At 38.9% G+C, this 25,663-nt stretch carries 27 protein-coding genes; 3 read left to right on the top strand and 24 right to left on the bottom strand.

What is annotated here, in order from left to right; genetic code table 11:
• Positions 1–47: 47 nt before the first annotated feature.
• The 7 genes from FAX86_RS14735 to FAX86_RS14765 form a co-directional block, all read right to left on the bottom strand.
• On the bottom strand, positions 48–1,106 hold the full coding sequence (locus FAX86_RS14735) for a glycerol-3-phosphate dehydrogenase/oxidase (protein ID WP_144394227.1): 1,059 nt from the start codon (positions 1,104–1,106) through the stop codon (positions 48–50).
• A gap of 150 nt (positions 1,107–1,256) precedes the next feature.
• A complete protein-coding gene (locus FAX86_RS14740; RefSeq protein ID WP_144394228.1) occupies positions 1,257–1,703 on the bottom strand; it encodes a DUF2784 domain-containing protein in 447 nt (148 codons plus the stop codon).
• Positions 1,704–1,743: 40 nt separating this feature from the next.
• Entirely contained in the window at positions 1,744–2,829 is a 1,086-nt protein-coding gene (locus FAX86_RS14745; RefSeq protein WP_144394229.1) for a serine hydrolase domain-containing protein, read from the bottom strand.
• Between the two features lie 146 nt (positions 2,830–2,975).
• The gene (locus FAX86_RS14750) at positions 2,976–3,365 is read right to left on the bottom strand and encodes a hypothetical protein (protein ID WP_144394230.1); all 390 of its coding nucleotides are present in this window, start codon (positions 3,363–3,365) and stop codon (positions 2,976–2,978) included.
• A gap of 115 nt (positions 3,366–3,480) precedes the next feature.
• Complete coding sequence (locus FAX86_RS14755; protein ID WP_144394231.1) at positions 3,481–3,861, bottom strand: TM2 domain-containing protein; 381 nt, start codon at positions 3,859–3,861, stop codon at positions 3,481–3,483.
• A complete protein-coding gene (yidD, locus tag FAX86_RS14760; RefSeq protein WP_144394232.1) occupies positions 3,854–4,093 on the bottom strand; it encodes a membrane protein insertion efficiency factor YidD in 240 nt (79 codons plus the stop codon). The genes FAX86_RS14755 and yidD overlap by 8 nt, the downstream gene beginning before the upstream one ends.
• Positions 4,094–4,122: 29 nt before the next feature.
• Positions 4,123–4,338, bottom strand: a complete 216-nt coding sequence (locus tag FAX86_RS14765; RefSeq protein WP_144394233.1) for a DUF4177 domain-containing protein — start codon at positions 4,336–4,338, stop codon at positions 4,123–4,125.
• Between the two features lie 316 nt (positions 4,339–4,654).
• On the opposite strand from FAX86_RS14765, the gene FAX86_RS14770 reads away from it, so the two are divergent.
• Entirely contained in the window at positions 4,655–4,957 is a 303-nt protein-coding gene (locus FAX86_RS14770; RefSeq protein ID WP_144394234.1) for a polyhydroxyalkanoic acid system family protein, read from the top strand.
• An 89-nt stretch (positions 4,958–5,046) separates the two neighbouring features.
• Entirely contained in the window at positions 5,047–5,250 is a 204-nt protein-coding gene (locus FAX86_RS14775; protein ID WP_144394235.1) for a DUF2897 family protein, read from the top strand.
• An 89-nt stretch (positions 5,251–5,339) separates the two neighbouring features.
• Here FAX86_RS14775 and FAX86_RS14780 read toward each other — a convergent pair whose 3' ends face one another.
• The 11 genes from FAX86_RS14780 to FAX86_RS14830 all read right to left on the bottom strand — a co-directional run bounded on the left by FAX86_RS14780 (position 5,340) and on the right by FAX86_RS14830 (position 18,499).
• A complete protein-coding gene (locus FAX86_RS14780; protein ID WP_144394236.1) occupies positions 5,340–6,704 on the bottom strand; it encodes a prenyltransferase in 1,365 nt (454 codons plus the stop codon).
• Between the two features lie 88 nt (positions 6,705–6,792).
• On the bottom strand, positions 6,793–7,143 hold the full coding sequence (locus FAX86_RS14785) for an energy transducer TonB (protein ID WP_164503601.1): 351 nt from the start codon (positions 7,141–7,143) through the stop codon (positions 6,793–6,795).
• A gap of 241 nt (positions 7,144–7,384) precedes the next feature.
• The gene (locus FAX86_RS14790) at positions 7,385–7,870 is read right to left on the bottom strand and encodes a DUF6210 family protein (RefSeq protein WP_144394238.1); all 486 of its coding nucleotides are present in this window, start codon (positions 7,868–7,870) and stop codon (positions 7,385–7,387) included.
• Positions 7,871–7,915: 45 nt separating this feature from the next.
• Entirely contained in the window at positions 7,916–8,152 is a 237-nt protein-coding gene (locus FAX86_RS14795) for a hypothetical protein (RefSeq protein ID WP_144394239.1), read from the bottom strand.
• 31 nt (positions 8,153–8,183) lie between these two features.
• Positions 8,184–8,726 carry a hypothetical protein gene (locus FAX86_RS14800; RefSeq protein ID WP_144394240.1) on the bottom strand — a complete coding sequence of 181 codons (543 nt, stop codon included), beginning with the start codon at positions 8,724–8,726 and terminating at the stop codon, positions 8,184–8,186.
• Between the two features lie 13 nt (positions 8,727–8,739).
• Positions 8,740–9,141 carry a hypothetical protein gene (locus tag FAX86_RS14805; protein WP_144394241.1) on the bottom strand — a complete coding sequence of 134 codons (402 nt, stop codon included), beginning with the start codon at positions 9,139–9,141 and terminating at the stop codon, positions 8,740–8,742.
• Between the two features lie 28 nt (positions 9,142–9,169).
• The gene (locus tag FAX86_RS14810) at positions 9,170–9,646 is read right to left on the bottom strand and encodes a hypothetical protein (protein ID WP_144394242.1); all 477 of its coding nucleotides are present in this window, start codon (positions 9,644–9,646) and stop codon (positions 9,170–9,172) included.
• An 18-nt stretch (positions 9,647–9,664) separates the two neighbouring features.
• Positions 9,665–10,162, bottom strand: coding sequence for a hypothetical protein (locus FAX86_RS14815; RefSeq protein ID WP_144394243.1), 498 nt, complete (start codon positions 10,160–10,162; stop codon positions 9,665–9,667).
• Between the two features lie 285 nt (positions 10,163–10,447).
• Positions 10,448–10,780, bottom strand: a complete 333-nt coding sequence (locus tag FAX86_RS14820; protein WP_144394244.1) for a hypothetical protein — start codon at positions 10,778–10,780, stop codon at positions 10,448–10,450.
• A 113-nt stretch (positions 10,781–10,893) separates the two neighbouring features.
• Positions 10,894–11,427, bottom strand: a complete 534-nt coding sequence (locus tag FAX86_RS14825; RefSeq protein ID WP_144394245.1) for an SMI1/KNR4 family protein — start codon at positions 11,425–11,427, stop codon at positions 10,894–10,896.
• Positions 11,428–11,437: 10 nt separating this feature from the next.
• Positions 11,438–18,499 carry an RHS repeat-associated core domain-containing protein gene (locus FAX86_RS14830; RefSeq protein ID WP_144394246.1) on the bottom strand — a complete coding sequence of 2,354 codons (7,062 nt, stop codon included), beginning with the start codon at positions 18,497–18,499 and terminating at the stop codon, positions 11,438–11,440.
• A 510-nt stretch (positions 18,500–19,009) separates the two neighbouring features.
• Here FAX86_RS14830 and FAX86_RS14835 point away from each other — a divergent pair.
• Positions 19,010–20,734, top strand: a complete 1,725-nt coding sequence (locus FAX86_RS14835) for a DUF5011 domain-containing protein (RefSeq protein ID WP_144394247.1) — start codon at positions 19,010–19,012, stop codon at positions 20,732–20,734.
• 286 nt (positions 20,735–21,020) lie between these two features.
• Here the strand turns inward: FAX86_RS14835 and FAX86_RS14840 are convergent, their stop codons facing one another.
• The 6 genes from FAX86_RS14840 to FAX86_RS14865 all read right to left on the bottom strand — a co-directional run bounded on the left by FAX86_RS14840 (position 21,021) and on the right by FAX86_RS14865 (position 25,469).
• Positions 21,021–21,647 (bottom strand): hypothetical protein, encoded by a 627-nt coding sequence (locus FAX86_RS14840; RefSeq protein WP_144394248.1) that lies wholly within the window; start codon positions 21,645–21,647, stop codon positions 21,021–21,023.
• A 321-nt stretch (positions 21,648–21,968) separates the two neighbouring features.
• Positions 21,969–22,457, bottom strand: a complete 489-nt coding sequence (locus FAX86_RS14845) for a hypothetical protein (RefSeq protein WP_144394249.1) — start codon at positions 22,455–22,457, stop codon at positions 21,969–21,971.
• Positions 22,458–22,893: 436 nt separating this feature from the next.
• Positions 22,894–23,415: a DUF4403 family protein gene (locus tag FAX86_RS14850; RefSeq protein WP_205859218.1), complete on the bottom strand. Its 522-nt coding sequence runs from the start codon at positions 23,413–23,415 to the stop codon at positions 22,894–22,896.
• Positions 23,416–23,520: 105 nt separating this feature from the next.
• Positions 23,521–23,706, bottom strand: a complete 186-nt coding sequence (locus FAX86_RS14855) for a hypothetical protein (RefSeq protein ID WP_144394251.1) — start codon at positions 23,704–23,706, stop codon at positions 23,521–23,523.
• Positions 23,703–24,020 (bottom strand): hypothetical protein, encoded by a 318-nt coding sequence (locus FAX86_RS14860; protein WP_144394252.1) that lies wholly within the window; start codon positions 24,018–24,020, stop codon positions 23,703–23,705. The genes FAX86_RS14855 and FAX86_RS14860 overlap by 4 nt, the downstream gene beginning before the upstream one ends.
• A gap of 27 nt (positions 24,021–24,047) precedes the next feature.
• A complete protein-coding gene (locus FAX86_RS14865) occupies positions 24,048–25,469 on the bottom strand; it encodes a S41 family peptidase (RefSeq protein ID WP_144394253.1) in 1,422 nt (473 codons plus the stop codon).
• Positions 25,470–25,663 lie beyond the last annotated feature (194 nt).

A 25,663-nucleotide genomic window follows, 5' to 3' on the forward strand; every position in this document is an offset into this window, starting at 1 on the left:
ACACGTATATGACAATCTAAATCTCAAATACATTCTTTCATGAAAATTCAAAGCTTTTTAATCACCATTTTTGCCAGTGCTCGAGCAGTGGTCCACTTGCCACCAAATACCGAAATGATGTTCCCTTTGCGAATAATTCGATATTCACGACTGGCGCGACTTGCTAATTGACTGCCAGTGAGTAATGGTCGCAACCCGGCAAAAGATCGAGTCACGTCTTTCAATTCGCGATCCGGTTCAAAATAATGGTTATACAGCTTCAGGAGATAAGTGGATTCATCCGTCGAACAGGCGATCGGCTCATCAATCTTTTGCCGTACCTCTGTGGTACCTAACAAAGTTTCACCTTTAAAAGGCAATACAAACACCACTCGCTCTTCTCCCGGAACTTCCAATAAATGACCAAACTTACTGACGTGAGGTAGTAAGAGATGGCTTCCGCGTACCAGGTCGAGTCGTTGTTCAAACTCAACATCGGATTGCTCCAACAATTGCACACTCCAAGGCCCGGCTACATTGATAATACGATCGAAAGCTTCAACTTTTTGTTGTGTGGTTATGTCGCCCATTGCAGAAATCTTTTGTACTGGTGTATGTTCTCGTATCGAAACACCCAGCGATTGGCACTGCTCTGCTACCCATAAGCCCAAGGCGTGATCATCCATTTGACCATCAGAAAATAAATAAGCGCCCTTTAGCCCCTCTTGTATTAACATGGGCGAACAACGTTTTACTTGCTTTGGTGTAAGCCATCGGTGCTTACCCAATCCTTTTTGTCCGGCAAGCCAGTCATACAACATCATGCCCAGTTTAACTTTCCAACGCGGACGGGTATGTTCGTAAAGCGGATAAAGAATGGGAAGTCGGCGAGTAAAACCCGGAACTTGCTCTAGCCACCATTGGCGTTCGTGTAAAGCCTCGCGCACTAAGCGAAACTCAAAGTGCTCGAGATAACGTAAACCACCGTGTAATAACTTAGTGGAAGCAATACTGGTTTTGCCCATTAGCGTGTCACTTTCGAAAAGCGTTAACTCATGCCCTTCGAGTGCTAACTGCCAGGCGCAACACAATCCGTTAATACCACCACCAATTACCGCAATTTTCATCGTTATCTAATTATCAGCTCTTATATAAATTGATTTTCAGGTATAAATACTATAGTTCATAGAGAATCAAAGTTAAGAACCCTTTCGTTTTAAACTGTCTTTGTGTTGAATTTAATATTAACGAGATAAATCAAAAATGGAGGGATGTTTTCAATTTTTCATCAGACTTTCCGAAGTTTCTTGCTTAGCTTGTGAGTCAAATGACCCTGACTTTCCTCGAACAGGTCTCACCCAATACCAACTCAGAACTACCAATAGACCAAATAAAGTGTAGATTACAACAAATACCCAGTCAGGTGCTTGGTAGTACAACAGCTTATGCAGCCAGTGAGCAATAAATGAATCGTTGTAGGTCACCTCACCGGCTTTGTGTCGTAGCTGCATTTCCCAGATAGTTAACGGGCAGTTAGCTCCCAACCAGGACTGAACCACCACAAAAGCAATAGCGCCCAAGTGCGTAATTCGAAACCAAAATTGTCTAACCCATAACCAATCTCGCCAACCACCGATTAAAATAAGCATTAACCCAACAACGACAAACACAACAAAGCTGGTGTGAAGGATTAAGATACTGTCCGCAAGCAATGAATAGATCATGAAAGCACATTCGCGTGTATGAGAACTAAAATAGAGTGTGTTACTTAAGCTTTCCCGACTCTATTAACTCGATAAAGTGGTTTCGAATATCGAGAATAAGTGTTTGATAATCAAGTTCTGTTTGGTTACTTGCAGAAGCGATTACCAAGTCATACTTTGGAATAATCCAGAATTGTGATGTCCCTCCAATACTACCTCCACCATGACCTATCCAATCACCATAATCTTTATCCTCAACTACACGAAATCCAATACCATATTGATTATCCTGTCCAGAATCTGTTTTATAACTACGCCAAAATAAATCTTTTGATTCCTTATTAAAATATTTTTCAGTTAGTAATGATAATCCAAACAAAACCATATCATTTGTAGTACTCAAATATCCACCTGCAGGAAGCTTGTAGTAATTATCAACCTCCTTTTCATTGAAAAATACAGAGTTTTCATTTCGGTAATAACGAACCCTATTGGGTATAATATTAGCAAGAGAATCAGCAACCGTATTCTTCATACCCAGGGGACGAAATAGTTCTTCATTCATTAACTCGTCAAAGTCTTGACCTGAAGCAGCTTCTAAAGCAGCACCAAGAAGAACATAGCCATACGAAGAATATCGATAAGCTGTACCAGGCTTATGAATTAAAGCATCGTTCTTAAATATAGAGAGCGAACTATTTAAGTCCGGATAATGAACGTCTGAATAAGGTTCGTTATCTCTATAATGGCGTATTCCAGCCAAATGAGTTGCGACTTGAAGAACTGTAAAGCTATTTTCCTTCTTTGGAAAACTTGGCACATACTTTCTTATATCTTTATATAGATCTATCTTACTATCTTTATAGAGTTCATTAAGCACAAATCCGGTGAAAGGCTTAGCGACACTTCCGATTCGAAATTTACTTTTACTGGGATTAACTGAAACTTTCTGCTCTAAATCAGCTAAACCTAACCCTATCGACCAAACGATTCTATCTTGGTAACCAATTGACAATGATAAACCTGGTGGTTTAACCTCTTCAAAGTATTCGGTTACAATAGCCCTTGCTTCATTAAAAGGTTTATCTTTGCTATCGCCAAATACCGAAATTGGTAACAATAAGATCAAAGTAATAATACGAGCCACTACAAGCCACCTATAAAAGAGTCTAGAAAAATACGTATACTAACTATCGGTTTCTAATTTAAACTATTCGCTTTCATTTTAGAGTATTTCTCTTGAGTTCGCTTAATAATACGTATTTAAATTTCAATATTGTCAAAACAAGTTCTTTAGTTTCGTATAAATAACCAGATCATAAAAACTACGACCCCGATAAAAAATATGGCTTGGGCAACGTTTTGATTTGGCTCTTCGTAAAGCATATTTTGCAAATCTTCTTTTCTTCTAGCTTCTTTCTCCCGCTCTAATTCTTCTGGTATTTTGACACGTTTTCTCTGCAGATCATTTTCAACTCTTTTAATCTGATACATTACGATATTGCCGCGAATAACACGCAAAACAATCATCGATAAGAAGCCACTAAAAATGGCGGCCCATAATGGATATTCCAAATACCAAATTATTCGAAACGTCACAAAACCAATCGTTACAACTAGAATAGAAAATCCAAACGACGCTGAATGTTGGTTTAGGTGATGTCCATCTTGCTCATTCATCACAACTAATCTCAACCGAGTACTACCTATTAGAAAACCATCTAAATCTCTAACCTTTATATCCCCAACTACAAAACATCCAGTTTTTTAATTCAGTATAAATGGGTTAAATATCAAACTATAAGAACTGCTTTAACTTTTCTTTTATAAGATCATTATTATACTGAAACACCACCACTTGAGCTCGGAAAAGCTCATAGATTTCAACCAAGGTTACTGCTGCCACAAGTATCCACCCCAAAAGATTACCAGCTACGACTATCCAGATACCTAAAACAAATATGAGCAGTTCTGAAATGGCTCGCCCTACTCTACCAAGATAAAAGTGATGTAGACCCGCAAATAGACCAAAATTAAGCGCGGCGTAAGTATCGGGATCTTTAAGTTCGTTTTTCAACTCAGAATAGATGCGAGCGCGATCATCATCTGAAAGTTGTGAAATAAGCTTCCGCAGTTCATCTTGGTCATTTTCAAGTTTATCTAACAAGGTTTTATTCATAGTCGAGTACTTTTGGCACGGGATCCTGCTTTCTTTCAATGCAGTGACGATCATTACAACGACAAAGACGTCGCCAACCTAACTTCACTCCCGTCAACACACCATGATGTTCAATCGCCTGCTTCATGTATTCAGAACAGGACGGTGTAAAGTTACAAGCAACGTTGAATCGTCTCTCTCCACCGCGGGCTTGATAGCGGTTGATCATCCGGATTATTAGCGACTTTAACATGTTCAGAAACTTCTAACTAATGGACAACATTAACGTCCCAGAGTGACAATGACCGCTTCACGCGACCAGAACAACCAGAAGCGTTTGTTCTCAAGCACTTGAAAAACCACCTGCCAGCCTTTGGCGGCTTCTTCGTTCAACGTCGCTTCCAGCTTTTGTAATGGTAACCCAGAAGAACCGAGCAATATGGTCCCACACCCACCTTCGACAACGTAAATGACTTTATATTCTTTAAACTGCGCCATGTTTACTCCTATCTGTTTTATTTTTGGACGAAAATGATGGTCTTCTTATTTTTGGTGATTACAATAAATCGCAAATAAGATATGTGACTTAATCATGTTTTATAGAGTGTAGCACAGCGAAATTCGGCCTAGTTTATTGCTCATAAGAGAGATAAGACTGACACGTTAAACATTAAGTCCCTCTACGGCGTTTTGCATGTCACTCCCTATCTTGAACAATATCTATTCGTAAACCTAGATCTATTCGTGAACCTAGGTCTCTCCGTAAATCTAGACTTCCCAACACAATATCATTATATTGGCCTTGAAATCTTTAATGAAAATGGAACTAAGAACGGCAATGGCAGATATTCAAATATCAAAAACACACCAAATGACACAACAACAAGTCCGCACGAAAGTGGATGAGATGACGCAAGATCTCAAAAATGATCTTGGTTTAACCACTCAATGGCTTGACGATAACCGACTGAGTTTCGAACGAAGTGGTGCCAGTGGCCTGTTAACATTGTCGGATCAGAAAGTAACCGTTGAAGTGAAACTCAACTTCCTATTAAGAGCAATGAAAGGTACCATCGAACAAGAGCTCCAAAAAGCGTTGACTAAAACATTCGACTAATTCCACTGGCTTGAATTATTTAAACCACTGCCTCTTTCAAGCCAACACTCAGGCTTATAATCTGAGGCAGATAATCTTAGGCAAACAACATGACGACAGCAATAATTATCATCATTTTGGTCTTCGCCTTTATCATCGGCGGCATGATCACACTACTCAAGTCGGCCAAGCATAAATTTCCCAATACTTACGATAAATCCAAAGTCGGTTTTGACGATGAAGATGACTGGCCAAAGAAAAAGTCTGAAAACCCTAATAAGAACGCGGACGAAGATGAAGACGAAAAAAGTTAACAAAAACTTCTAAATACATCTATTACTCTGCACATACTCAATTATAGTTTGTTTCGCCCGCTATCTGGATTACAAATGATGGTCTTCATTCAATTTTGATTTAATTCGTTTAATTGATTGAAAACCAGAGTCTCTCTTTCAGCTCTTTCTTTTTGCCCTGCAAGCTCTGCAAGATGCGGTGAATAAAATTTACATTCTGTGAGCCCGCTTAGAGCATTATCAATCTGCGAAAGCAATACACTTGGACTAATGTCTGGATGAGCAGCAACTTTTCCTGCAACTATGTTTTTAGTTTCGTCTGAATGATGAGTGTGATCTGAATTCTCATCGTTCCAACACTCATCACATAACACACGATAATTTTCTGTGTGCACATAGACAATTGAGTCTCTTTCAAGTGATGTGCTTATATTAGCAATCTTATTTTTTTCGTCTTGCACAGCAACAAAATCATACAGTTGATAATTAAACTTAATCAAAGTCGATAAGTGAGGAAACACGGCAATTTTCTCATCACCATATTTATGGTAAGTAATGGGAGCGCCATCAGTTAAAATCACATCGCCATAATTAACTCCCAAATCTTGATATAGAACACTTCTTATAATCCCATGGCATGGGCTTAAACGCTCAATCCATATAGTTTCTTCTAAACCAGGATCATCAGAAGTTGAATTTCGCTCTGCCAAAGGCCGTTCTGCCAATTTAACCTTGCAGTCAGGAAATCCACCTTCTGGTAGATCAAATCGACCTAATTCAATCTTGCAACCAATTTTCTTCCATATATCAAGTGCTACCTCGCCATTTCTAGCTCCTGTTGCGCAGATTCCTAAGTTCCACAAATAACTTTCGGCTGGTTCCTCGAGTAAACTAAGTCCTTTTTGATTTGCTACCATACCTTCAGAAAAGTAACCGCGAGTTTTACAAAATAATCCAAAGCGATAGTGATACGGAGGATACTCAGGGTCTATAGCTATCAGTTGTTTACAAGTATCATAAGCCATTTCGTCATACTGACGTCCTATCAAGCGAGTCGTTGTTGCAAGCGCGCTCAGGATATACTTCCTCCACTCTTCACCACATTCTTTCAATTCGAAAGATAGCTTTTGAACTAGCTGTTTGAATAACGGGCTCTCTGACGGGCTAGAATTTAAATCATCTATATCGCGAGCTGCTTCTAATGCTTCAGCGACTAAACATATCATCCTAATATCATTACAGTATGAATTAAAAATTTTACTTAAAATATCTAAAGACTGATCAAATGGAAGCAAGAATTGGTTGACGATATTAATTAAACTTTGTGCAGCTTTTTCTTGACTCTCTTGCATATTCATTAGCTCGTCAATCGCTACCTGAGCAACTTCATCATTTTCTTCCTTGAGCATCGTGACAACTTTTTCTTCAAGAGTGGTTATTTGATCTTTGGTAAGAACGCTTTTGACTTCTGACATGTATTCTTATCCTTGATAATCTGATACTTGATTGTATCAAAACAACATACTTTTGTTCATCAATAAACTCGGGTTCATAAACCCTTAATTACTTTGGGGGTGTCGCTCTCTCATAACACCTTTCCTTAGGCTTATGACTAACAGTTGAATTTCCGGAAAAAAGCTTATCAACTTCTTCTTTCTTGTAACTACTAAACATGCTCACACTAAAGACTGTTTCAGAATGAACCGCTTTTCGAGATTTATTGAACGAAGTCGGTTTAAACTTCCATTTTTTTATAGCCTGAATAGCAGACTTAGAGAAACGCTTTGACTGGGGATAGATCCACTCTACTTCCGGATTTACTACATTGCCATCTGAATCGATTATATAAGATACTTTTACACAACCATCAATCTTTCTATCAATTAATTCAGAATAAAAATCAGGATATTCCATTTTATAATCCACCCAGTATTTATTGTTATCGTTAAATAGTAACGACTCCTTATTATATTTAGGTTTATCATCAAATTGGGTGTAATTAACAACACAACTTGACATCAAAAACAAAGAAACTACAATCACAATAGTTCTAAAACACATAATATATTCAACTACCACTCTTATTAAATTTCAAATTCATTTTAGAAAGCCAACCCGTCTAACCTTCTCATATTTATTTCGTGAAAAAATCAACTTAATCACTATTTTCCCAAGTCAAAATACCTTTTTTACCATTTATCCCATAAATTACAGACCCCATATCCGGTGTCCATTCAGCAGGTAACTTAGGGAATCTTTCAGGATGCGATCCTATCTCAACATATATCCAAGCTTCATGGCTATTCTTCAGATTTGCTCTATCGACTTTGAAGATTTTCGAGATAAAGGACAACGCCAGGATTCGGTCAATCTCAATAGCGTCTTTCTCGTCTATTCCATCAAAACAAAACCCTTGGTGTTTAGGCCCAGTAAAATAATCGATGAGCATTTTTTCCTGATCTATATATTCATCAACTATCGGGAGATAACAACCTTCAATAGTTGGATATAAGCAATTAACGCCTCCAGTTTGATTGGTATAAACCAAGCCGGAATTCAATTGGATGATGACTCCCAATCCTCCAGTACCAGAGAGATTTATTAATGGCTTTTTAATTGCGTTTAGTTCAGGATATTTCATGGTCAACCTACTATTTATATTCCTACTTGCAGAAAATAAAGATCATTAATGCTTAACAGGAAGAACTCCCTTCTCATATTGTTCAATAAAATAAACCTGCTTTCCTATGCCGGCGTACAACACGTGTTCACTTCTACTATCAATTACAAGCTGAACTTTTTCTCCGCTTAACTGTTGGTATTTTCCACCTACTAGCAAATCATAGATTTTATAGAAATCATCGCTATTCTTAGGTCGAACAACTAATCTTTCATCCTTCGGCTGATAAGAATAAATTTTCATAGTAACTGTATCATTTCTGGCTCACTTGCTATCATTTGACGGTTCCTTTTAGAGTAAACTTAAGCCCTTTCAAATCGTGCTTGTTCACAAAACCAACAAACTCTTCCGTAACTAGTGGATAATCAGTAGGAATTAGACTTAATCGAAAAATTGGGTATTTCGAATAATCTAAATTTTTAAATACATACTTATCAACCCCAAAGATCATGCCATCGTCTTCAATAACTTTCGATTTCACTTGATCTAATGCATCTAAACAAATAGTTGTACTAAAGTAATAAAGAGCTTCTTCTTTATAGGTCATTTTATTCCAAAAACCACAATTCTTTATTATTTCAGAGATCAAGCTATATGCATTCTTGGTACACAGCAAACCATCAGAGTAAATCCAGGGAAAATCATATAATTCTAAACTTTTATCAAATTTTTCAGATGGTGACAATCCCATCAAATTCTCGGGTAGCCTTTCATACTTACCATGACCTATTTTTTCAGTAAGAATTTCTAAATTTTCACTACGCTCAAGAATAAAACAACTTTTTTCATCAGCAAGATCAAATGAGTAGATATTCACAAGAAACACATCCTTAATTCTCTACAAACTTGAGCTTTTTGCCGAATCTTTGCTTTAATACACTCCATGACTCTAAAGTTAACTCCCCAAACTCCAAAACTTCAATATCCCCTTTAGATTTCCATTTCATGGAAAAAATACCACTATTGTCATTCGATTGGTGGTAATAAAAGTACTCAACTTTGTTCCAAGATATAACAAACTTTGTATCACTGGTTTTTACCGAAATTAAATCTGGCTCTGATATTCCAATTGAAGAATTATTACTTTCATTATGAAATGAAATCAAAATTCCACTGTCATCATCCATAATATTGAATTCTTTGGGCTTAAGCTCCCCATCAGAGCATCCGTTCAAACAGAAAGTCAGAAGAAAAAGAATGCTGATCGAAATATTGCTCACTTTAGACGCCATAATAGATTCGTTAAATATTTATGCATAATTAAATCCTTTTCAAAGGTAAATCCAGTTGTTTTCTTATTGCTGTATCATATATTGATACTTTGCCATCAAAGTATTCTTTCAATCTCTCTTCCACATGGACTGAAAACCAAACGGTTAGAATCTCTAAAGATTCAATATCACTATCCGTCGCTTGAAAAAGCTCCCCATTTTGATAAACATAGGACTCCGTTGATCCAATGGGTTTATTGAGATATCTACCGGGCTCAGCAAGCTCAGCGGGTACTTTAATGACTCCAACTATAGGCCAACATAAATTTTCTAACTCATCAGTAGCCACAGGAACTCGAAAGGCAAGTTTTTTACCTAGCAAATCTTCTGGTAATGAATCGGAATTTGATACAAAATCATAAAATGCAACTTCGTTTCCATAACATAGCACACCAAATGCATCCCCTTTTTCTTCAAGATGAATTTTGAATACGCTTCCTATCACTAACTTACGTTTAGACTTCATTTCTATTTACATCAACGATCATTTATTGGATGAGATGTTCCTAACAAAGTAACTTTGATTATGTTTTTTTAGCTCAAAGCCTTTCGCATATGCTAATGCGCTATGTTCTTCTAAAAAGCACTGCATATCAATCTCATTTCCATTGTCATCAACTCGATAAACCAACCAAGAAGGTTTAGATAAATTATCTTTTACATCGGTCAAGTCGTTCGAAGATATATCCATTGCGCTATATAATAGATTTAAACAAGACTCTGGATTAGATTCGAAACTACGTATATAAACAGAAACTCCTATATCTTTGCTCTCTTTACTAAAACAATCTAAGAAGCTGTAAAAACACTCATTAATTTTGACATAACAGGAAAAACAGGTTCCAAGACCATCTTCAACATACTCATTAAAATTAAGGTCGTATTTTTCCTCTAGTTCTTGAACAGAGCATTGTATAACACAAAGTAAAACACTACTCGAAATTTCATTCCACTCATTACTGTCTATCTGAATTAGTTGCATATTTTTTCCAATGCTTCGTAAGGCTTCGCTTCGAAGCCTCTTCTCCCACCAGTCTTCACCAATAACAAATTACTTACATTAAAGAGATTGCTGTTAAATCCGTTACTAACTTGACTTTAAATGTAATTAGACATCTATAGTACCAAAATTTTGATAGGAAAGAGCTAAACTAATTTCTTCATTGATATTAAATTAAAATATATTTTCCATATAATAAATGAAATACGTAGGCGTTCAGCAATATATAAATACGTTACTTTTCATTTTCTTTTTCATTTTTAGAAATTAACTTATATGATAAGTGTCGAGTGCTCTGACTATTTTTTTATTCTCACTAAATTCTTTTAATGCGGTAATAACATTATCATCCAAAAGATGACGGTCAAGCTGAACAAGCCACTCTACTGCTCGATGTTGGCTAGACGCCCCTCCCCTAGTAAGACCAACCCTCGCTATTGAGTATAATAAGTCATCATTTATAATAACTGGGGCTGATTGACTATTTTTATTGAGTTGTTCTCTGACAAAATCTAAGTCATATTCTAGTAAAAGTGTCCAACCAAAACTTGGACTTTCAATAGAGGATAAAATATATTCTCCTTGAATCTCTTCTACCAATTGAGAAGAATGTATAAAACCAAAGCTCTTAAAATTATCTTTTGAAGAGATTAAATGAATATTCCATCTAGCAACCTATATTATTGACCCGATACCACCTGAATTAACTAAAACTAGACTTCCCATGGATATGCGATATTTTGCGACTTTTCTACATCTGGATCTCTAGCTAAAACACCGTCTTTGTCAAATGGCCAACCTTCCTGATTTCTTTCTTCATTAATTAACCCCTGAAGAAAAGCCCATATATTAGAACTCACAATAAAACTTGGCTTGGACGTACTTTCCATAGTATCTATAAAAACTACACAATTTAATATATTAAACTCATTATTGGTAACGACTGCATAATAATTTCCACAACCATCTGTTGCAATAGGAATCCATCCCTTTTCTTTCCACTCAGGATATAACTTATATACTTCTATAATGTCTAAAAAGTCCTGAGGAGTATTAATTCCAAAGATTCCTCCAGGAGGAATTGATGTTCCATTAACTGAATGTAAAAGTAGCTTTAAGTCATCCGGTATCGCTACACCTATATCGTTTTGTGCTTTAAAAAATTCTGTATTCGTTAAGCCATCATTAACTCCTACAGAATTCTCGCTTGCAAAACTTTTTATCATTTTAACTATTATATTTGACATGCTTTACTCTTCATTTCATATATTTAAAAGTAGAACCATATTTTTTATCTATTTCAACCGCCTGTTTTATTATTTGTACTCTAGTTGGAGACTTTCCATTTAGTCCTTTTTCCCAAGTTCTCCAAGCATTAGTTATTTGGGAATGTGATCTCTGGTTAACACCAACTAGATTGGCTAACCTATTTGGATGAGCTTTCGGGAATTTATGAGACCACTGTAAGGGTACCCTATGATGTATCTGTAAACCATGAGAAGAAGCCTTAGAGCCTGTATTTTTTTCCCAAAGATTTCTAGCTTGTGCTCTAAGTTTCGCTTTTTGCTTAGAATTTAGCGGGTTTGCTGTTTTCTTGTCATTAGAATTTCTAAAATTGAATATATCCTCTTCTGGATCTTCAGGCGGTTGTGACATTGGAGTCGATACGCCTATATCACCGATAGGAGGAACTAAGCCCCCTCCAAGTATTCTACCTCCAGAAACCTCAACCCATGCATCGGTTAAAGGTTTTAACGAAATATATATACCACCAATTGCGATGCCGACCACACCTCCTTCAGCAACTACAGCCCCCGTTTCACCTAACAATGGTAAAACTCTAGAGGTTAATACCACGCCCCCGCCGAGTGTCGATAAATCTAAACTTCCAGCAGATGTTTCATCTTCATCGTCATCCTTTGAATCCTTTGCAGTTTCCTTTTTGCGATTCGATTCATTCTTCCCATTGGGGCTTTTCGAATTCGAGTCGTTGCCGTTACCACCCAGTGGTATAGACAAAGGTTTGTTATAGTTCTCGTCATTCCATTGTTCTTGAGAACAAACAATAAAGGTTTGACATACCGTTAAATACCCACTCGGATCGGTTCCCGCCAAGGGGTTATTCATGATGTATGAGTACGGATTCAAGCTTTGCGAGTTATCGGGGCTTTGAATAAAGGGGTCAACGTTTAAAAAGCGACCGGTGTTGTAATCATACACTCGTCCATTCATATGGATCAGCTGGCTGCCATTGAGATGTTCGTGATCGGTGTAACCTCGAGTGGTGTAGGACGAATTTAACGTCTGTTGCAATTGCGATTGCAGACTCGCCGTACGCGGCCGGCCAAACACATCGAAGCTGTGCCCTTCAACAACGCGACCTGAGTTATTGACCACGGCAATCATCGAGCCCAAGCGGTCACGATGGAAGAAGCCAATCTTATTGGAGGTTCCACTGGAGGTGACCTCTTCCGTCAAGACGGCGGTATCACCAAGGTAGGTTTTGTGCTGAACTTTGGTGGTGCTGCCGCTGCGCGTAGTGATTTTCTCGTACAGCTTACCGACGTAAATAGTCGTAACAATTTCACCGTTTTTATTCGCCACTTGCTTGTACCGCATTTGCCCGGCGTCGTAGAAAAACTGGCTGTTATTGTTGCCGGTATTTTGCGCATCCAACTTAGGATTAATGCGACCATTAAAGGTTTGAATTTGCGTCGGCTTGTTGAACGCATTGTAGGTAATGGTACGCAGGCCATCGGTTTCTAAATTACCGGCTTTGTCGTAGCGATACTGCCGTGTGGTACCGTTACTGAGTTTTATCGAACGTACGGCATTCGGCCCCGCCCAGTTGTTGCTGTTGGAACGCTCAACGTTAACGCCGTTGTAGGTGTAGGCGCTGGTTGAGTTGGCACTAAAATCGGATTTCCGTTTTAAATTACCCGAGGCATCGTAATCGTAAGTGACTGGCGTATTCTGAACACCGTTAATAAACAAGGTGCTCGACTTAATGCGATCCAGATCGTCAAAGGTGTAAATTTCGCGCGAGACATCACTCATACTTAAGTACGGATTGGTCATTTCCATCGCGGTTAAGTTGCTGTAGCGATCGTACTCGTACGTCACCTGCTGTGAATCGATGGAGCCTCGAACTAACGTGGTCGATGCCATTTGTCCATTTTCAGCAAAGAAGGTGCGATCGATTCCGGCATGACCATTGGCAATATTCGCTGCAATCCAATTGCCGCTCGAATCCATCTCTAACAACTGGCTGTACTCATAACCCGAAACCGGATTTTTGGTTGTCTCAAGATAGCCGCGTTCGTTGTAATTGTACTCAACGGTTAAACCATTGGGATACTTCATTCCTTTTAAACGACCGTAATTGGCATCGTAATGTTGCGTGACGCGATAATTCGTACCATCAATGGTTGTATCGGTCGTCACCACACGACAACGCGCATCGTAGCCGTAAGTTTTACTAAAATTTTCGCCGCTGCGTTTTACCGATTCGCTCTCGAGAAGCCCTTGACACACTTTGCCATTCGAAGCGACGGCAGTATCAAACTCAAATTGAGAATCGAGCACATCGTTAACGTACACATGAGTTTTACGACCGAGCTTATCGTAGGTGTAACGCAATGTTTGATCGTTGGCATCGGTCTCAGAATACACCTCACCGAATCCGGTGTAGTTGAAAGTTTTTAATCCCATATTGGGATCGTTGGTCCATAACTTTTGCCCGAGCGAATTGTATTTGGCAGTAATTAACGCACCGTTCGCATCTTTTAAAACAATGGGATTACCGGCGGCGTCATACACATAAAAGGTTTCGCCTTCCTCGGCGTCTTCCGTTTTAATCAATTGCCCATTGCCCGCATGGGTGCGGAACACCACACGGTCACCATCGTTCACATTAATGCGCGTGGTAAAACGATCGCCCGAACCGTATTGGTATTTTACATCGAAGGTTCGGTTGTAAGGCTGATCAATAATTTTGTGAGTTAATCGCCCTTTCACATCAAAGGACTCGTAATGCACACCGCGTGTTTCGAAAGCGTTGTCGGAAGCAATTGACTCAAACCGTTTGCGGCCTTGCGCATCGTACTCTACCGATGAATAAATGAGTGACCCATCGAAGTTTTCGGTGCTCGACACAATCACACGGTTCATCGCATCGCGATACTCAGTGACCGTGGGACTGCCCGCAGAAGTCTTCACCACTTTATAAACAATGTTGCTGTTGGATACATCACAGCCATCACACCAGTAATACCGAATGTATTGATGTGGCGTGCCGGCCGACTCAATACGTTTAACACGACCAAAGGCATCGTAAAATTGTTTCACTTGATTGCCGTTTACATCGGTTGTAACGGTGGGTTTACCTAAGTAAGCATCAATGACCGATGTTGACTCGGTAAAATAATCGTTTTCGGTTGACTCAGCAAAGTAAGCATCGCTGGTGTAATCGATGGTTTTTGTTCGGCTTTGTCCACCGGCTGTCGTCGTTACCGTTTTGGTTTGACCGTAAGTGGTGTAGGTCGTATCCGTCGTTACGGTTTTACCTTCACCCGACACGGTACGAACTTTACTGGGACTTCTGAATAACTCACGATACTCATCAATAAACATCGACACGGTCTTAGTTGAATCGAGCGATGCATCGTAATCACTCAAATTATTCGAGAGTGTTTTTGACGTCGTCACGGTGGACGTTAATTTGTTTAACCACCAGGCATCGACATCCGGCTCAAAGGTACTCGTTATCGTTTTTTGAACCTCCGAAAATCCATTGTCCACCTTAGAGACTTGCTTGGTTAAATTACCATAGGTATCAAAGTCACTTGGGTTAACTAACAACTCGGTTCGGTTAATCTCTTGGCCCCATTGGGCCAAACTAAATGAACGATTCAGCTCTCGTTTAGCAAATACCGAATAGGTCGAGTTATCAATAAAGCCATTGCCTGCACGGCGTGAGGTGATGGATTCATTAGCAAGCGGTAATGAAGGACCAAACCAACCGTACTCAATGTCTTTGCTCGACAATAGTTGGCCGGTGTAATACTGATAGGTTCGAACGGATTTGACTTTACCCGTTAGCGGAAAGCTTTGTTCAAAATCGGTGATGACTTTGGTGTTTAAATAAGGCGCTTTAGTAATGATGGTTTCAAAGCCTAAATAACCGCGGCCCAAATAATTTTGTCGTCCGTTTTGATATTGGTACTCGGTGGTATTCATGGCACCGGTACCCGAGTCTTGATGAAACGCTTTCACCACGACCGATGAGTTTCTCACCAAAGGCTCTGGATACTGTGGTTCTTCAGTAACGATGTACATGCCTGGATCACTGAGTTTGGCGTAATCGAATTGCGCAACACTGCCAAATGCATTGGTGGCCTTGTACAGTTTTTCAAAACCGTTCGGTACTTGTCGTTGATGAACGGTTAACTGCCCCGATACCGGCCACATATCATCGTCGTAGGGTTCTTGATATTCGTAAATATCCAAGTTGCCGTCGAGATCGTAATCTTCAAAGGTTAATAAACGCGAAGAACGAATGCCCGAATTTTCAACCACGAGTGCATTTTGTGAAGCGTCGTAACGAATGCGATTCCAGGTGTAAACATGAAGGTTATCTTCGATAGAAATGCCACACAAAGGACTGGGAATACTTCCCGTGTCGCAAGGATCAATCGCTCCTGAGGTATAAGTGTAAACGGGCGTTCGACTGCTGACGACGTACAATTCATCTTTACCGTTTAAATTTAAGTCCGCCACTTTTTGATGCGGTGGTACTTCATGTTTTGTGGACGCCAAATACGGAAATTGCGACGACGTGAGCGATAAGCCACTCGAGACAAATAAGCTACCCAGCTTTCCGGTGTTCCAATACAATTGCCGGTTACAAATATAATCTTTTAAACCATCACCGTTGATATCTAACAACGCCGAGGTCCATTTATTACAGCTCAAAGGAATATTAACCGACTGCAAGTTTGAGTAGTCGGATGAAAACTGAAATAGCTGAGTGATAGAACTTGTGCTCCAGCGGTAAAAGGCCAATTCGGCATAACCATCGCCATTAAAGTCTTCGGCTTGAAACGAACCTTGACTCCACAATGCTTGTTCAAAATAAAAGGTTTTACTTGGCGTGCTTATAAAAGAGCCGCCTTGATTCATAAAAATACCAATGCGGAATTCATCGGGTGCATTGGTGCGATAACGAACGCCAATAGGCACTAACAAATCGTCGAGACCATCGGCATTCACATCGGTGTGCAATATTCGAGCGCCCCACAACACTTCAACAGGAGTACTTGACACATCAATCGAGTTATTCGCACGATTAAAGTTTGCCAGCTGTAATACATCGACACGACGTCCTTCGTTATTTTCACGATCAGGATCGGTATCTAATACCAAAAACGTCGGCACGCCATTGCCATTAATATTGGCGAGTCCTAATATTTTTTTGTTGTTGTCGGAGCTACTGGTTTTTAACGAATATTGAAGCTCTTCAGTGACGCCATCATTCGACCAATCAATATACACTCGCGACTGGTAACTGGTTTCATACCGAATGCGATCGTCGCTACCATCACTGTTAACATCCATATACACGGGCTTATTCCAACCGATGATTTTTTTCATCGCAATACCGCCTGCGGTATTTTTATCAAGACTCACATCCAATTCAGCTATCGCGGTGTCTTCCGAATACCAATCGAACGTGGTCGGCTCTAAACAGGTTTCATCGCGATTGTTTGTTGCACACACTTCGACCGACTTTAATAATGATGCGCCCGACGTCGCCGCAGTTGTATAAGTTAAATTATATTGCTGTGCCAGTTCATTACCGATATAAGTTTCTATCGACGCAACTCGTTGGGTACGCGAAAAGAGACTGCCCGCAAAATACCCTTGAACCGTTTCGGCATCGGTTTCCCAATTAATGGTTACGCGACGATTACCAAGCGAACTATTAAAACCGGTGTAATAAATATGCTTTAAATAAAATTCGCCATTGGACAGGTTGGCGGTATAACGGTAATCCACCCGATTACTGGCCAAATCTTGGTGCGTTTCTAACGCCCAACCCAGTGGTTTGCTGTTGCCTTTATAGATTTTACTGTTATTACTTTTACCAAAGGTGCGCGTTGAACCGTTGGCCATGGTTTCAATAAAATAACGCGAGCCGCCCGAACCAATTTGTCGAATGAGTGAAAAAGATTCTTTTTCGGTACGATATTCAGCACCCGCTGCGCCATAAGACATTCCATTCACAACCACCAAACGCTCACCGCCCAAACAAAGCTTGTCGTTACTCGCGTATTGAATGCCCAAACGTTTGCCATCTTGTACGTAAGTTTGCTGGCAACGCTCAATACTTGCCCAAGCCGATAACGACCAACCCAAACCGGCATCGCGCGCACCACTTTTACTGGAGTAATCTAACGAGACGCTCGGTTGTAAACCGTTACGTCCTGGCGGTAAATCAATCGGAATTGAATAGGTTGCCGCACCACCTTGTGCCGATGCACCGCCTTTTAATGCGCCGACATTATCCGACTCGGTCGGTGCCGTATTGGTTAATGGTTGATTACTCAATGTGGTCGATGAGCTTTTTGAATCAAACCCTGTCGTGCTGCCCGCCTCACTCACCGGACGCGACACAATCACCGATTTCACCGAACTGAAGGAACTGCAATCGGCCGGACTTAACGAGCGACACGCGCGTGCTCGATAGGAATAGGTTCCGTTGGTTTTTCCAGACAAGGATTTTGAACGTGAACTCGACGTTTGAACCGTACTCCACGAGCCACTGTTTACTCGTTCTTGCAATTGATATTGAGACGCGCCAGAAATTGCATTCCAACTCACGCTGTAATTGCCGTTGGTACTTTTTGAGGTGGAAAGTGAAACCGTCGGTGGCAGTAACGCCCCCTGCACTTCAATAAAATAATCACTGTTGCGATAAGTGGAACAACCACCCAGTCCGCACACGCGCACTCGATAATCGTAAGTACCCGGTGCTTTTCCGGAAACGGAAAAACTTTTATTCAATCCCCGATAAATCTGAACGTAAGACGACCCGCTGGAAACATTGCGCTCTTCCAACTCGAAATTACCGTAATCCGCACTCGACCAACTGATGGTGTAATTGCCATCTTTATCTTTGTGGTCAGAAAAAGTAAGGCTACTCGGTGCTGGAGGTTTTGGAATGACAATCGGCTTTGTTGGAACTAAAAAAGCCTGAGTGGCAAATGAAACGATCGAAAGAAAAAAGAAAAGTACAACGCGCAATGACAGGTTTTGCATAACGTTCCTTAGTTAATTAATCCGTAAATATCCTGAGAAGTATATCAAATTTGAATTAATTGCATCAATCGAATGGTTTTATTACCCATCAGATATTCACAAAAACGGTTGCCATTAAAACACATTGAGCAATATTTGATCTGTTGATTTAAAATGATCCAATTGAGTTGCTTTTTAGAAACCTGATGATTGTGAAATAACCTGATGATTAGGAAAGTGATGACTTTGAAATAAGGTATTGGCTTGGAAATATCGTTTGAATTTTGAAGAAACCTATTAACTTTAAAATAACTTTTTAACCTTGAAATATGGCAAGCAGTATCAAAAACTCTCAGAAAACAAAAAACAGATTAACTAAAAAAATTATGAACTAAAAACTTTGAACTGCATTCCATTTAATCGTGCTGACCGTGTAAATGCGGTAATAAGTCCATGCCTAGAAGCTTACATTAGATCACCTTATTTGGTACTCTCAAATTACGATTATCTTTTTTAAACATACACTCAACGATGAAAAATTTTCTATTACTGTTAATGGCAATGCTGTTAGTGGCTTGTGGCGGATCGAGTTCAAGTCCGGAACCAGGTCCCGATACGACACCACCAACCATCGAAATTAAGGGACCAACAACGGTTTATCATGAAGTGGGTACCGCCTACTCTGACGCGGGCGCCGATTATTCAGACAATTCAGGCGAGGCCCCTACCACCAGCCAACAAAGCAATATCAATGTTGATGTTATGGACACCTACACTGTCACCTACACTGCTACGGATGCTGCCGGCAATGAAGCTTCGGCAACACGAACGGTTGTAGTGACAGGAAAAAGTTTTGTGGAATTTTTCAATTTCACTCGAGATGAATTAGGCGCCAATCGATCCGACTTTAGAGACTCCTACTTAAAAGCTATTGAAGCTTTTATTTATGCTGAAGAAGCTCTTAAAGAGCAAGACTACTCAAGTGCAAAAACAATTGTAGAAAATGTTTTTCAGGAACAACCTTTGTACGACAACATCTGGCGAAATGGCGCCGCTGATTTTGGACTGCATAATGGTGATCCCGTCGCTTATTATGGGCTAAGAATGATCGATAAAATTACCCAAGAGTTACCACTCGATGATACTGGTACCTTGCAATTAACCGCCGTTATCGTTGAATGCTCGCAAGTCACTCGCCCCATCAATACAGACTATGAGTTAGAAACCGTCAATCTGGATGTTGATGAGAGATTGCTTGCCAATGATTATAAAGCGTTACGTGAAGCGACCTATCTTTTTAGACAATGGATTAAAGCCATTACACAAGGATTAGCGGTTGAATTAGTGATACATCGACAAGAAGAATGCACAACCACAAGTTTCGATAGAAATGAAGCCGCCGGTTTTATAACAAGCTATCCCAATACAAGTGAAATAATCAGTCGGGTTCCAAACGAAATTGCAAAAGCAACCAATATTTGGCTCGTGATATCTCCATCAGGCGTACAAGGCGATGGCACAGGATATCCATACTGGATCACCGGCGGTATGGGTTTATCACCCAAAGGTACACCGTTAATCATTGGCGACGATTTGTGGTTTGTCAGAAAACCGGTTCATCTAGGCAGTGGTGAGTGGACGCCTGTTGAACGAAGAGTTTACCACCCGCAATGGTTTCAACATGAGTTTATGCATCATATCTATCGAACATGGCCAGAATTTCAGCTGGAAATTGAAGGACATGATTGGTTTAACAGAGCTTTTTGGCCTGATGATTTTGAAGGCCGATGGGAACCCGATTTTTATTGGGAGTCCATTGAAAAACGATTAATGAATGCCAATCCATCCTTAAGTGACGGCCTTAATATTTCAGACTGGGTCGGTGGAGATATTAATGAACTAGGATTTGATGCTCTATTAGGAAGTTATGAAAGACGTCCCGTTACCAATGGTTACCATGAAGTTGAGATTGTAAAGAATGGGGATAGTTATTTTTGGACGAACGCAGCAGGAGTCGAATGGCTCCTCTACGAAGAAGATGGAAAATTACGAGTCAATAGTAGTTATGGCAATCTGGAGATCATTATTAAGTTGTCAGATTCAGATGCAATCGAAGCGCTTCACTTCAACGGAGAGCCGTACGTAAGCACTCAAAATAAGAGCGCCCAGAATATTCTTGCTAAAGCTCTTAAGAATAATTCACAAAACCATACAACAAAGCAACACAGTGAAAAAATCTTTCACTGTTCTCACTAAGCTCATCATGTTTGGTATTAAGTGAAGTAATTTTGTGAAGTAATTTTTTGTAGTCGTTCAGACTTGATGTAACCGTTACTTGTTTTGAAAATGGTAACGGTTAGGTCAAGTCTCGTTTACAACGATTTTTCGAGCCTACTTAATAGTTAAACAACCTTTTCAATAATTCCTTTTCCTATTTATTCCATGTTGCTTCGGTACCACGCGAAACGGAGTAGCAAAATCTTTACAGATCTTATTTTTTAACCTTATTATCAAGAGCTCACTTAGACTTAACTCCTCTACTTTATTTCTTTTTAAGGTTAAGCAACAAATAAAAACGTCTAGATCCGATAACCAAAGTTAAAAGCTTAATCCATACATACATTACGATAAACAACAAAATCAGCGTTAAATAAGGCTGCCACCCAGGGAAATAAGTAATTTGTTGATCGTATCGATAGCCGTTTCCGTTAGTAAATATTTCTGAGAAATCTGTAAACATGGTAAGATTTTCCACTGGTCCCTTGGAATATTCTTTAGAGCAACCACTTTTTGCATTACAATTTTCGTTAACATAAATAGTTGCATCAAGAGACTTACTAAAACAATGCACTAAAGTAATCATCGGCAGCGCCAGAAATAAAACCGTAGAAAATTTCTGATTTCTTCTTCTAAAGGTGTTTTCGCTCGGTAAATTCGTCTCAAAAACAGGTGGTAACTTTTGGTACCAACCCTTATCATTTGTTAATCTAACTATTTGAATTGAGAACGAATAAACATAAATACTCAAAGGAATTAGAAACAAAAGTCCATACACTGCGGCCGTATAAGGACTTGTTTTTTTATCCAAAGAAATACCAAAAAACGATGAATGAGAGCCTTGTGTAAAAAGGTAAAAACCTACCGATAAAACAAGTAATGTTACTGCCATAGCTCGCCAAGACTTGTAAATTTTCTCGAGCTTATCTTCATCAATTAATTTAACTGTCTCGTTGTTACCCATTGAATTGACTCTCCAATCTATCTTTAAGATCTTTCTCCCACTTAACCTTTTCTTTATTAACTAATTCTTGTATAGCGCTTTGAATTGATAACTTTACACCGTCACAATCTAGATAAGTAAGCGGTAGAACAACATTGTCGTTTATTTTAAGTATCGGTTAAAATGGGGGAACTTCAAACTGCCCGCTTAGAACATGGTGGTTAGTTCCAGAAAGGCTAGTTTAACTTTGCCTTCCTGGTATTTACATTGTTAAGTGCCAGACACATAAGCCAATGCTAGCTTAATAATTTCTTCTTTACCTAGTTGTTCTATCTTTTTCATTAATTCATTCGGGTCAAACTTAGTTTTTACTTTGTGCCAGTGAACACCAACATCACCTGTACAATCAGTTTTAAACGTGTAGCGGTGTACCATAGTCTTCAAGGATGGTCCCATATGATCGATAACATGCTTATAACCTGTAATTTTACCATCTTCTGTACACGCTAAAGTAGCTGCTACAGTATGGTCGCCTCCACTTCCATCTGAGAATTTTAAGCGAAGATAGCGATTACCGTTTACCTTATGCTCATGCAAGTATCCCCAAATCTTCGTTCCATTTTTTAGCCGTTGTTCGATGAAAGGCGGAGTCTCTAGGTTAAAATCACTCGGACCGTCATTCACGTAGAACTCGGCTGACCAGATAGAGTTTGAAATAAATAAAGTTACTAGTGTTAATAGAAGGTTTGTAAGTCGCATTATATGCTCCTTTAACTTTAAGTTTATTGGCATTATATTTAGATAAGCACGACAAACAGACTTCCATGCTGGTTATTATTATATGAATAAAGCTTAAAAAGTACAGTTAATTAAAAGAGATTAATACAGCACGATACTTATATTTTCTTGCGATTTTTTATTTATCCCTCTAACTAAGCTTCCATTTCGGCAATGTACTAATGCATATCCGTGTAAACGTGACCTGATCCCATATTTCTTTCCATGATTTCCCATGCCCAGACCTTTTACACGAGGTACCCATAGATTTTTTATATTGCCCGTATTTTACACTAATTTATCTGGTTGCTTTATGCCTAGATAAATTAAAGTGAAAATTTTAAACTATATTCAATAGGCTTGCCCCCTTCGTTTCTTCTCGAGCTTATCTTCATCAATTAATTTCACGGTTTCTTTGTTACCCATTGAATTGACTTTCCAGTCTATCTTTAAGATCTTTCTCCCACTTAACCTTTTTTTTATTAACTAATTCTTGTAAAGCGCCTTGAATTGATAACTTTACACCGTCACAATCGAGATGTGTAGGAGGTATATCGACGCTTAGCTTAACTAGAAAGTCAACTTCACCTTCAGAAAATCTAGGAGATAATACCGCTAAAGGTGTTGTAACAAACTGAGAGCTGCAACCAACAGTTAATTTAATACCAAGTAAATTCTTCTTTGCTTTTCCTGTTAGCTGTATGTTAACTGGGAGCCTTAACTCTATATTTTTTTCATTAGAAGTTAGAGAAATCTTACCGGCCTTTATAACCCTGGTTGAATAATAACCATGTTCCCAATCTATATTACCAGACGAGTATATTTCTCCGTTCATATTTTTATCAACATAATGGACAATTAGCTTTTCTGTTACGCTTTGCGAACCAAAAGCAATCGGAGCAATAAAAGTCAACACCAAAAAGAGATACTTATACCGCATCATTTTATCCTTTCATATTATAGATATTGCGTAACTGCTATTACTTAGTCAGTAAAACCCATTAAATTGTTCAATATTCAGATTAATGTACTTTTAGTTAATCGACTACAAATCATACACATCGACTTCAATGCCATGTTTAAGCTTCATAAACTCGATAACGGCTGTTCTACTGGGCTTTTTTGCATTTCTTTTCGCCGCCAGGTTTAGATATAAAAACCAGCTTTTCGACTTTATGATCGGCTTTAATTCTTTGTCTTTTATCTGTAACCAGCCCCCATATTGCTTCATCTTAATTCGACATTTTTACTTTCATCAATATACGTGTAAGCAGAAGGATTGGAGAAACTCCAGTCTGAACCAGTTTTTTCAACATCTCCCTTTGAGAGTTGAACATTAATGTCTTGACGAACTTCCTTAGTAACATGAAGAAACAATCCCATCCAAGACACAAAACTAATAAAGAAGAATAGTGCCAATATATTGAATCCTGCATATACAGAAAAAGAAATCATCAATAACAAGAACAGTGCCACCCACTTAACTAATGACGAAAAACTGACTTTTACTTTATTATTAGAAATGTATTCTTTTTTATAAAACATCTATTTTGCCATTCTTTAGCTTTTGATTCATGGCAGAGTCTTCGACAGCAAGACTTTAAGTTTCGACTCGGAAAAAAAGTCTGTATTGAAAGGACTCGTTTCTATTTGTATATCCGGCATAATCCCGTCTTTGTTATTGGAACATAAACTTTGAGCGTGCTTTATATGAACATAAGGGATTTCCATTTTTGTCTTAGTGACAGGTAGTTCGTAAGTTAACGTTAAATCTCCATTGTGCTGCATACAATTCCCACCTGTTTCCATACCAGCAACAATAATTTTGGGATTTTCTTTCGCAAGCAATGCAAACTCAGCGCCAGCAGAGTAAGTACCATTATCGACAAGCACGACTACCTCTCCCTTATATGGGTTTGCTTGTGGTTTCATATTTTTAGACAAATGGTCTTTACTTTGCTCTAACTGCTTCGAATACCGATTACTCAGTAACTCCATTACTTTGTCATAATACTGCTCATTAGGTTTTACTAAGTTATTGAAAGATGGCTTCAATCCCTTAATTCTTGTTATTTGGCGCTGTTCAAAACTATGGGTTGTTAAATAGCTAAATAACTCAACGCTTAGCGCACGAGATCCGCCGCCATTACCCATCACATCGATAATCAAACGTTTCACATTCTTTTTCTTTAGTGACTCAAAAGCCTGACTAAGAAATGACTTAAACAGCTTTTCTGCTTCTCCTTGAAAAGCAAAACTTCTTACGCTGAGAAGTGAGAAATCTTGGTAATGCTTTAGTTGGTATTGATTTCCATTTTCCAGCCCATATTTAAGCTGTTGTCGACTTCCGTTTGTTTGAGCGACCTTTTGAATTCTCTCTCCTTTATAAACGGTTTTACCGACTATACCCTTGTTATCCACCCACTCAACAACATAGTTTTCTGCACTCAGTCCAGACAAGTATAGATAGGTGAAAAATCGACTAGAAATTAGATGGTTTTTTAATGCTAAACTTCGAGCATCTGAAGATGCAAGGTCATAAACAGAATCTAATATTGTTTCTGAAGACTCATTATTAATCGTTTTTACCCTAAGGACTTTGCTGGCATTTTCATCATACACATACAAAGCACCTTGCCAAACCTCGACAGCTAAAGGGAAAAAATAGGGATAACTCAGCAAGTCTTGAGTAAAGCTATCAGAAGCCTCTATTCTTGTATGACCACACCCGATTTTTTCTATCAAGCTCGCTAAGGTTCGAGTAAAAAGATGAATATTATCAGGTTGTTGTTTTATGACTTCTTCCGCAACGCTATAATATTTCGTAAATTCTTCTTTAGAGGTGTATTCGTAAAGTCCCGGATGATTCTCTTCTAATATTTTTTTAAAGGATTTCAAATCGGATAACTGAGAGCCATAGGATGCTAACGATATCACTAACAAGCCAAATACTACAAAGTTTCTCAACCTCATATTTACCTCAATCGCTGCCATAAGAACCCTCGAATATATCACTCGTACTTGCGAAAAGAATACATAAAATTGCTATGAGTATAAATCAAAAAACTGTAGCTAAGTATTACATTTAGCCAATCTAACCTTCTGTCCTATTAACAGTGGTGTTTGCTAAAGTCAGTTTGATTTTCTATGAATCTTAAATTGAATCCATCGAGGACTAAATCTATCGA

Origin of the sequence: Pleionea sediminis, assembly GCF_007570825.1 — a bacterium.
Taxonomy (GTDB): domain Bacteria; phylum Pseudomonadota; class Gammaproteobacteria; order Enterobacterales; family Kangiellaceae; genus Pleionea; species Pleionea sediminis.